At 42.2% G+C, this 9,347-nt stretch carries 9 protein-coding genes; 3 read left to right on the top strand and 6 right to left on the bottom strand.

Going from position 1 to position 9,347, the window contains the following annotated elements; all coding sequences use genetic code 11:
- Window positions 1-7: 7 nt before the first annotated feature.
- From VB711_RS23070 to ldpA, 4 genes are all read right to left on the bottom strand, one after another.
- Window positions 8-238 carry a hypothetical protein gene (locus VB711_RS23070; RefSeq protein WP_323288690.1) on the bottom strand — a complete coding sequence of 77 codons (231 nt, stop codon included), beginning with the start codon at window positions 236-238 and terminating at the stop codon, window positions 8-10.
- A 119-nt stretch (window positions 239-357) separates the two neighbouring features.
- Window positions 358-690, bottom strand: coding sequence for a hypothetical protein (locus VB711_RS23065; protein ID WP_323288689.1), 333 nt, complete (start codon window positions 688-690; stop codon window positions 358-360).
- 396 nt (window positions 691-1,086) lie between these two features.
- Window positions 1,087-2,823 (bottom strand): R3H domain-containing nucleic acid-binding protein, encoded by a 1,737-nt coding sequence (locus VB711_RS23060; protein ID WP_323288688.1) that lies wholly within the window; start codon window positions 2,821-2,823, stop codon window positions 1,087-1,089.
- Window positions 2,824-2,828: 5 nt separating this feature from the next.
- Window positions 2,829-3,983, bottom strand: a complete 1,155-nt coding sequence (gene ldpA / locus VB711_RS23055) for a circadian clock protein LdpA (protein ID WP_323288687.1) — start codon at window positions 3,981-3,983, stop codon at window positions 2,829-2,831.
- A 288-nt stretch (window positions 3,984-4,271) separates the two neighbouring features.
- On the opposite strand from ldpA, the gene VB711_RS23050 reads away from it, so the two are divergent.
- The 3 genes from VB711_RS23050 (at window position 4,272) to prmA (ending at window position 7,916) form a co-directional block, all read left to right on the top strand.
- Window positions 4,272-5,108: an FAD-binding domain-containing protein gene (locus VB711_RS23050; RefSeq protein WP_323288685.1), complete on the top strand. Its 837-nt coding sequence runs from the start codon at window positions 4,272-4,274 to the stop codon at window positions 5,106-5,108.
- A 191-nt stretch (window positions 5,109-5,299) separates the two neighbouring features.
- A complete protein-coding gene (gene serA / locus VB711_RS23045; RefSeq protein WP_323288684.1) occupies window positions 5,300-6,880 on the top strand; it encodes a phosphoglycerate dehydrogenase in 1,581 nt (526 codons plus the stop codon).
- A gap of 115 nt (window positions 6,881-6,995) precedes the next feature.
- On the top strand, window positions 6,996-7,916 hold the full coding sequence (gene prmA, locus VB711_RS23040; protein WP_323288683.1) for a 50S ribosomal protein L11 methyltransferase: 921 nt from the start codon (window positions 6,996-6,998) through the stop codon (window positions 7,914-7,916).
- A gap of 76 nt (window positions 7,917-7,992) precedes the next feature.
- On the opposite strand, the gene VB711_RS23035 is transcribed toward prmA, so the two are convergent.
- Window positions 7,993-8,643 carry a Uma2 family endonuclease gene (locus tag VB711_RS23035; RefSeq protein ID WP_323288682.1) on the bottom strand — a complete coding sequence of 217 codons (651 nt, stop codon included), beginning with the start codon at window positions 8,641-8,643 and terminating at the stop codon, window positions 7,993-7,995.
- Between the two features lie 198 nt (window positions 8,644-8,841).
- Entirely contained in the window at window positions 8,842-9,159 is a 318-nt protein-coding gene (gene trxA / locus VB711_RS23030; protein WP_323288681.1) for a thioredoxin, read from the bottom strand.
- Window positions 9,160-9,347 lie beyond the last annotated feature (188 nt).

Genomic DNA, 9,347 nt, shown 5'->3' with positions numbered 1-9,347 from the left:
TAAGGAGTTAGTAGAGAATTACGCCGCTAGTATTATTATTAGCGTTGATGATTTCTTCTTTCTTGCTCGTACCACTACTCCCATAAGGGTTTAAGGAAGACATATTCGGGAAACCTTCACCTAATACATTAGACATTTTAACTAATTTATTAGGCTGAAATTTCCCACCAGCTAAATATTGCTGTTGTTCTGTTGATAAGTCAACAATCAACTGTAATTTGAAAGTTTTTCCTAACATGGATTATAGCCTCACTTACTTAGAATGACATTTACCTAAGTAATCAACTATAAGCATTATTGATCATAAATTCTTAGATCCAAAGATATATAAACGGTTGAATTTTTGGCAGTTGGTATTTATGAATAAACTGGTAATGGTAGAGGTATGGTGATAGTAATGGCATTTTTGGGGGTGAATTCAGGTCTAGTAGAGGGATCTAGAGGATCTAAACGAGCTAATTTAGTTTTAGGTAAATCAGGGTAAAAGGGCGTTAAACCCACCCCTTGATAGGTTTCTGAAGAGGGAATAATTTGATAATTTTTATCTGTATCTAGAGGATTAGTATTTGTTCCACCATATATTTGTTCGGCTCTAGCATCGGTTAAAGTGGATAGATAAATTTCCCCTTGGGGTGGGAAATCATTAAGACAAGGTGATGGTTTGGAGTAGCTTTTTTTAGTAGCAAACATTTTTTCAGCAAATTTTAATTAGATACATTGTTAGAATAAATGAAACAAATTCTATTTAAAATAAACCTTGAGAAATAATTCTTAGGGAATAAATAAAATGATTTATCTTTCCTCTATCTGCTGGTTTAAATTTACAAATCAATAGTTGGAGAATGTGGAGATAGGTAAGGGTTTAGTCAACTTAAGCCCCGGCGACTGGAAGTCGCGGCTACACAAACAAAGTCCGCCTGCGCGGACTCAGGAAAAATCGAGGATTTAAAACCCACGGAGGTGGGTTTTACCTGTGTAGATGCGGTTTCTAACCGCCGATTTAATCTTAAGTTGACGAACCCCCTACGTTACGTTGAAGTTTTTCGCAATTTTGTCAAAGCTCAAATCTCAGCGTATTGCGTACAATTAAGCCGGATAAATCCTTAAACGCCGATTTGGTTCTTCACCAAAACTATCTGATTTGAGCCGATAATGTTCTACCAACTCATGTTGCATTTTGCGGACTTGAGAAGAACGAGGTAATAATTCGACTGGCTGACCTTTGGGAATAACAATTTGCTCAACTGCAAGTCTGGCTTCCTCTAAAGCGTCCATCTCATCATCACTACCACTGTGTAAAAACAGTTGTAATTCTCTGTCATCTCCCATTTCCGGGTCATCAATGTTGAGTAACCGCCGCAAACCGCGAGTAATTTGGGGAATGGTGCTGGCCTTGATCACATGAATTGGTAGATGACGGGCTTTGGCCATTTGCCTTAATTTTGCGTGATTTTTGATGTGCGATCGCAATGCTAAAATTGCATCAGCATTATCTATGTCTTTTGTCAAGATCACAGGCAAAGTTAAGACACTAATCACCTGTTCCAATTGATGGCGACTGACTCCATAGGGGTAAACGTGCAATGGCAAATCTTCACCGTTGGGTCCAGCGATTTTAGTGGTGGTGAAATCAAAACCTTCTGAATAATCAAAAGATTCATCTAACAACCGATCAAATTCACTATGCCTCGTTACCCGTTCCCGTTCCACAGTCAAAGGGGGTACAGCTACCATTTGCCCAGAGGAACGCCAGCCGTTGGCTTGTCGTAGGGGGGGGAAACATTCCTCTCCACCAACTAAATTTCCACCACGGCCATTGACAACTACCAACGGTCTGGTAATTGCCACTTTCCCCTCTTCATCAACGGTTCTAGTTTGGGGATTAGGTTGACGACCCCGCAACAAATTATCTACTGTGTCAGAAACACTTTCGTGTACTACCCAACGTTGTCTCTCCAGCATTTCCACAGCAATCTCAAAGGTTGGTGGGGCTTTGCGTTCCAGCACCGTTTTTTGAGAACCGCGTCTTCTAGCTTCGTCATCTCCTAAAGTCACAGCTTGGATTCCCCCGACCAAATCGCAGAGGGTGGGGTTTTTGATCAGATTTTCGATCTGGTTGCCGTGGGCTGTTCCTACCAATTGCACACCACGTTCAGCAATGGTACGAGCCGCTAAAGCTTCCAATTCTGTGCCAATTTCATCAATGACAATCACCTCTGGCATATGGTTTTCCACTGCCTCAATCATCACTTGATGCTGTTGATCTGGATGGGCTACTTGCATTCTGCGAGCGCGACCAATGGCAGGATGGGCAATATCACCATCTCCAGCGATTTCGTTGGAGGTGTCGATAATTACCACTCGTTTATGGAGGTCATCGGCTAATACCCGGGCGATTTCCCGCAGTGCGGTTGTTTTACCGACTCCTGGACGACCGAGCATCAAAATCGACTTACCAGTTTCCACCAAATCACGGATCATGCCGATAGTGCCAAATACCGCCCGACCTACACGACAGGTCAAACCGATAATTTTACCGGTGCGGTTGCGGATGGCGCTGATGCGATGCAATGTTTGCTCAATTCCTGCCCGATTATCTCCGCCAAATATGCCGACTCGTTGAATGCAATCATCTATCTGTGCCTGAGTGATTGGTGTTTCGCTCAGATACTCAGCTTGGTAAGGAAAGCGAGCTTCTGGACGACGACCTAAATCCAAGACCACTTCTACTAAAATATCTCGTTTAGGATGATTCTCTAGCACTTCTCGTAGGTCTTGGGGCAATATGTCTAATAACTTTTGGAGATCTTCTGTAATCGTCATGCTTTCTATGGTGACGTTTTTAGAGATGAACGAGCGATTAGCGATCGCTGGGACTTGAGTTGGGAAACGAGAGAATGGGCAAGTTCTACAGCCTGCCAGAGTAATTCTGGTTCCTGTTCCAGGTGGAGAGTTGCCTTAACACTTGTGTTGCTCACCTCCTTTTTTTCTAACTGCTCAATAATTGGGGATAGCAATACACGGGCGTAGCTACCGTAGGCGATGCCGGAGATGTGGGAAGGTTTTTCTTCCCAGTCTCTTTCATCTTTACATTTTGGGAGCAGTCCCATTGCTTTTAATTTAGCAACGGTGTAGCTGTTTGTGCCACCTGCTAACTGCACATATCCTTCTAAATTTGCTGCCAAAACTTTTTGCCCTAGTTTTACTGTGGCGATGGTGGTTCCATCTCCAATATCACCACTCATGGGGCGACCGTCGGTTTGCCAAATTAATATAGGGGGACGGGGGACGATGAGGTGATAAATTGCTTGCAGGTAATCAATTAATCCTTCACCATCAGGACAACTGACGGCTACTAATTTTAATTGATGGGACCAGGGGGCGATCGCTTGCCATAATCGTTCAAATTCTGCCAAACGCCCGACTTGAGTGTGTATTTCAATGGCATCTACCCCCGTTGACATAATCAATGGCGCGATCGCTCTTGGTGTTGACACATAAGAATCTGTATAAATTATACTGTATGGACAGACAGGAAGGCAACGTCCACAGCCATAACATTTTTGAGCAATAACTCCTGAAAAATCATTGTCTATACTTTTAAATACAATGGCCTGAGCAGGACAAATTTTTTCACAAGGTCTAGGACAGCCCGGGGGACAACAGCTAGGGTCAAATTGTGCTTTGCGAAAGTGTGGGTCTTCTCCATCATTTAAGCTGACCATTAACAAGGGTAGGTTTCCTTTGTAGTCAAAGCCCCGTTTTTGAGCATCCTGTCCTAAATTTTTAGCTACTAATAAAGCTTCTTTGACTGCGTTAATTACCGCCGGATCCGCTGCCACATCTATGCAGTCAGCGCCCGCTAAAGTGTAGGCTAATGCTAAACTTCTGACCGCAGGTAAATGTTGGTAACTGGCTCCACAAATCAGCTTGAACCAGTGGCCTTGTTTTAGAGATTGTAAAGGGGCTAACAGATTGGTCACTCTTCTATTATGCTTTTTTCTGAATGAAAATAACAGTTTAGTTTTAAAAAAAACTTGGTTCTACCGTACTTGTTATGCTAAATGGTCGGTAAGAGGGAACAGGGAACAGAAAAAACTCATGTTTAAAAACATGAGATTGAAATAATCACACTGTTTTTTTTCGTGCTACGGATCTTGTAAAAACATCCTTTTTTTGACTGAGCTTTAAACTCAGAACTAAAGTTTCTTATTTGTTCCCTGTTCCCTCTCTCAACGAATGAATTTAATTTTGTCCAACTACTTAAAAGTATGTTACGTGATTTTATCAACCGAGAACAACTATTAACCTACCTGCGAGAACAATTTCCTGAAGCCGCAGAAAGAGATAACCACACTACCACCACAATAGGGGGAAGACAAGCAGCAGAGGAAATACTAGAAAAAGTAGACCCCATCAACTACGCTAAAACACGTAACCTATTAACAGGTGCAGTTACCAGACTTTCACCTTATATTCGTCATGGTGTTTTGAATTTAAGAGAAATTCGTGAACATATCTTAGAACAGGTTAAAAATCCAGAAGATGCCACCAAACTGATCAACGAATTAGGTTGGCGCGATTATTGGCAACGATTATATGTTAAACTAGGGACGGGAATTTGGCAAAATCAGGAAGAATACAAAACCGGTTACAAATCCCAAGATTACGCAGCAGAATTACCCCAAGATATCAGAGAAAGTCAAACAGGGAGAATTTGCATCGACAACTTGAGTCGTGACCTGAGAGAAAACGGCTATTTACACAATCATGCTAGAATGTGGTTAGCCGCCTATATCTTCCATTGGCGACATATTCAGTGGCAAACAGGCGCGAAATGGTTTCTCCAACACCTACTGGATGGCGACCCAGCGAGTAATAATATGTCATGGCAGTGGGTAGCCAGTACCTTTAGCCACAAACCTTATTTTTTCAACCGCGAAAACCTAGAACGTTACACCCAAGGCGTTTATTGTCGTCAATGTCCACTTTACGGTCATTGTGACTTTGAGGGTAGCTACGAAGAACTAGAACAGCGACTTTTTCCCCAAGGCGAATTTACTCGCAAACCCAACAGTCAAAGCTGGCAACAGGGAAAGAAGCGTTAGTCATGTCTAGTTTAACAGAACTTACGCCTTATTCCTCTGTGTCCTCTGCGTCTCTGTGGTTAGTTATTCCGTAACTCTTGTGAAAGTCTAGTTTAATTGAGAAACAGTTAATTTTTGCTGAAGTGACACAGATAAGGACTAAACTTAAAAGTCTTGTACAGCCAAACTTATAACTTTTAAATGAAGTAATCATGTCCAAGGTTCTCGTTTCCGATCCAATTGACCAAGCTGGTATTGATATTCTTTCCCAAGTTGCGACCGTTGATATCAAAACAGGTCTTAAACCAGCAGAATTGATAGAAATTATTGGTGAGTATGACGCATTGATGATCCGTTCTGGAACCCGCGTCACTCAAGAAATTATAGAAGCTGGCACACAATTAAAAATTATTGGTCGTGCTGGTGTGGGTGTGGATAACGTCGATGTACCTGCTGCTACCCGTCGAGGGATTGTCGTAGTTAATTCCCCAGAAGGTAATACCATTGCTGCGGCTGAACACGCCCTAGCGATGATGCTATCTTTATCTCGTCATATCCCCGATGCTAACGCTTCAGTAAAACGCGGTGAGTGGGATCGTAAAACTTTTGTCGGTGCAGAAGTTTACAAAAAAAGTCTCGGCATTGTCGGGTTAGGTAAAATCGGTTCTCACGTTGCGGCCGTCGCTAGAGCAATGGGAATGAAGCTGTTAGCTTATGATCCGTTTATTTCTACAGAACGAGCCGAACAAATTGGCTGTCAGTTGGTGGATTTAGATTTGCTGATGCAGCAGGCAGATTATATCACATTGCACATCCCCAAAACCCCAGAAACTACCCACCTAATTAACGCCACAACTTTGGCGAAAATGAAACCCACAGCCCGGATTATTAACTGCGCTCGTGGTGGGATTATTGATGAAGCAGCATTAGCGGCAGCGATCAAAGAGGGTAAAATTGCTGGGGCGGCCTTAGACGTATTTGAGTCCGAACCACTGGCAGAATCGGAATTGCGATCGCTCGGTAAAGAAGTCATCCTCACACCCCACTTAGGTGCATCTACCACCGAAGCTCAAGTCAACGTGGCCATAGACGTAGCCGAACAAATTCGGGATGTGATTTTAGGACTCCCAGCCCGTTCTGCTGTCAACATTCCCGGACTTAGTCCCGATGTGTTGGAAGAACTCAAACCCTATATGCAGTTGGCTGAAACCTTGGGTAACTTGGTAGGACAACTAGCCGGGGGACGGGTAGAAACCCTAAATGTACGACTACAAGGAGAATTGGCAACTAACAAAAGTCAACCCTTGGTAGTGGCATCCCTGAAAGGACTACTTTATCAAGCCCTACGGGAAAGAGTCAATTATGTCAACGCCAGCATAGAAGCCAAGGAAAGGGGTATTCGCGTCATTGAAACCAGGGATGCCTCAGCCCGTGACTATGCCGGTTCACTGCATCTAGAAGCCACAGGAACTTTAGGTACCCACTCTGTCACAGGCGCTTTGTTAGGTGATAAGGAAATTCACCTCACCGACGTTGATGGTTTCCCGATTAACGTCCCACCAACCAAATATATGCTGTTCACCCTGCACCGAGATATGCCAGGAATTATCGGGAAATTAGGTTCTCTCCTGGGCAGTTTTAATGTCAATATTGCTAGTATGCAGGTAGGCCGTAAAATTGTCCGAGGCGACGCGGTGATGGCTCTCAGTATTGATGATCCCTTACCCGATGGCATTTTGGATGAAATTCTTAAAGTACCTGGCATCCGCGATGCTTACACAGTAACACTTTAATTGTGGATTTTGGGTTTTGGATGGAGAATACTGAGCAGGTGACAGGTAATAGTTCTATTACCCTTTCCTTGTTGCCATTCTTCATCTAAAATCTAGAAGCTCAGTCTAAAATTTTATGGCAAATACTTGGTGGGAATTAAAGATTTTATGTGAGCCAGACCTGGAAGATCTAATCTTTTGGCGACTGGAGGGTTTTGGCTGTCGTGGGACAGCTAGTGAAAGCAAAAATAACTCCTCACTGATGAAGGCTTACTTGCCTAGCTCCCAAGTACAGTTATTAGATTTGGCCGCCCTGCTACTATGGCTACGTCAAGATGCTATGTGTATAGGTTTGCCCGCTCCTATTTTACATTGGCATCTGATTGATGAGGAAGACTGGGCGAGTAGTTGGAAACAATATTGGCAACCTTTAGAAGTGGGCGATCGCTTTCTGATTAATCCGGCCTGGTTAGCATTACCTGAATCCAGAGAAAGGTTAGTAATTCGTCTCGATCCCGGTGTGGCATTTGGTACGGGCAACCACGCCACAACCCAATTGTGTTTAGAATCTCTGGAAATGCGTCTGGCTGATGTTCCTACCTCTTTTGTCGGTAAGTCTGACGCAAAAGAACCCCCGATTATTGCGGATATTGGCTGTGGTTCTGGTATCCTTTCTATAGGTGCCGTTTTACTAGGAGCAATGAAAGTTTATGCGGTTGATAATGATCCTTTAGCGGTACAATCAACTTTTAGTAATCGTGCTTTAAACGATATTAATTCAGAACAATTAGAAGCAGCTTTGGGAAGTGTAGAAGCTTTGAAAGAACTGATTCAAAAACCAGTCGATGGAATTGTTTGTAATATTTTGGCTGATGTAATTATTGAATTAATTCCCGAAATGAATGCTATAGTCAAACCAGCTACCTGGGGCATTTTCAGTGGAATTTTACTAGAGCAATCCAAAGCCGTAGCAGATGTTTTAGAGCAAAATGGCTGGGTTGTTGCTACTCTTTGGAAAAGAAAAGAATGGTGTTGTTTGAATGCACGATGTTCTTGAAAATTCTGGTTTTACGGTGCTTGTGATGCTAAATGGTCGGTAACAGGGAACAGGGAACAGGGGAAAAAGACAATATTTAACTGTGTTTTTGCTGAAACTGGTTCATTAACCAAGCTCCAACTTCCGATTGACTCATATTACGACTACGGCGTAAAGCTTCTTCTAAAATTGCAATTACCAAACCAGGAAATACCTGTGATTCTTGAATACGTTTACTACCTTGATCTGCCATAGTATAAGCGATGATTTGGGCATTTTGGACATCTACCACCCAATATTCAGCCACACCTAAATCTTCGTAGAGCGATCGCTTTGTCCCCAAATCATCCAGGAGAGATGTTTTAGCAATCTCAATCACTAAATCTGGTGCAGGATAGAGATCAAGTTGGACAATACCTGTGCCAGTAGGGATAGATTGGGCGCGTTCTCTGAGATAATATGCTACATCAGGCTGACAGTCTTGAATACCAGTTTTACGAAAAGTAGTAGTGTCTAAACCCGTTGCCACAATCCCTTTCAGTGTCGCAAATAAAGTTACGGCGAAAATAATTATAACATGATCTTTACCATGATCAAAACTAACTGGTGTCATTTCCAGCTTCATATACCCTTTGTAGTAATAACTCTTCCCTTTCTCGTTGACCAAGTTAATAATTATCTGCTCATATTTATCCCAAGAAGTGTAAATCCATGTATCGGTCGGTAACTGGGTTGGTAACTCGATCATTTTCTCGCCCTCTCGCCAAAACGAAAATTTTTGTTTCTTCGCAAAATTCGCTGCTATCTACTCTATTGCGAAGACAAAATAAAAGAAAGGCAAAAAAATTCGCATTGCTGAATTAATGTATAAACTGTTATTTCTATCTTTTTGCTTTTGCATCATTGTTTGAGCTTTTCATACCTTAAATTCAGCAACGCTTAAAAATTAAATCACAGCTTGTAAATGTTGTATTAATTGTGCTGCTTGCATTACACCCTCAATCCGATCTATGGGCTTACCCTCCTTAAATAATACCAAAGTTGGTAGAGCATAAATTTGATACTGAGTTGCTAATTCAGTATACTTTTCCGTGTCAATCTTCACAATCCGTAATTTATCTCTAAGTTGAAGATTGACTTGCTCTAAAATAGGCACCATCATCTGACAAGGACCACACCAGTCAGCATAAAAATCTACCAAAACAGGTAAATCAGAACCAGAAAGCATCTCTTCAAAGTTGTTGAATTGTTTTTTAATAGTCATCTCACACAAGCCGTTTTGCTATGTTTCTTTCAATGGTAATTCTTAGGCGATCGAATCGGTATATTTTCATATTTTTTTTAGACGATTCTGTATCTGAGAGAAATTCCATCACCACAGCCATAAATACCTCTTAAATAGGGTTTGCCGCGTTAGGCATAAAAGTCTTTTCATTAGGGCTAGGAGTCAGG

Origin of the sequence: Cronbergia sp. UHCC 0137 (assembly GCF_034932285.1) — a bacterium.
GTDB lineage: Bacteria > Cyanobacteriota > Cyanobacteriia > Cyanobacteriales > Nostocaceae > Cronbergia.
The sequence above is the reverse complement of the archived record's forward strand: the minus strand, read 5'-3'. Positions and strand labels throughout refer to the sequence as shown.

What these genes read in the sequence shown, in the direction of transcription:
- prmA (WP_323288683.1), top strand. Translation starts at nt 6,996, where the DNA reads ATGGCAAATACTTGGTGGGAATTAAAGATTTTATGTGAGCCAGACCTG.
- VB711_RS23035 (WP_323288682.1), bottom strand. Translation starts at nt 8,643, where the DNA reads ATGATCGAGTTACCAACCCAGTTACCGACCGATACATGGATTTACACT.
- trxA (WP_323288681.1), bottom strand. Translation starts at nt 9,159, where the DNA reads ATGACTATTAAAAAACAATTCAACAACTTTGAAGAGATGCTTTCTGGT.
- VB711_RS23050 (WP_323288685.1), top strand. Translation starts at nt 4,272, where the DNA reads ATGTTACGTGATTTTATCAACCGAGAACAACTATTAACCTACCTGCGA.
- VB711_RS23070 (WP_323288690.1), bottom strand. Translation starts at nt 238, where the DNA reads ATGTTAGGAAAAACTTTCAAATTACAGTTGATTGTTGACTTATCAACA.
- serA (WP_323288684.1), top strand. Translation starts at nt 5,300, where the DNA reads ATGTCCAAGGTTCTCGTTTCCGATCCAATTGACCAAGCTGGTATTGAT.
- VB711_RS23060 (WP_323288688.1), bottom strand. Translation starts at nt 2,823, where the DNA reads ATGACGATTACAGAAGATCTCCAAAAGTTATTAGACATATTGCCCCAA.
- VB711_RS23065 (WP_323288689.1), bottom strand. Translation starts at nt 690, where the DNA reads ATGTTTGCTACTAAAAAAAGCTACTCCAAACCATCACCTTGTCTTAAT.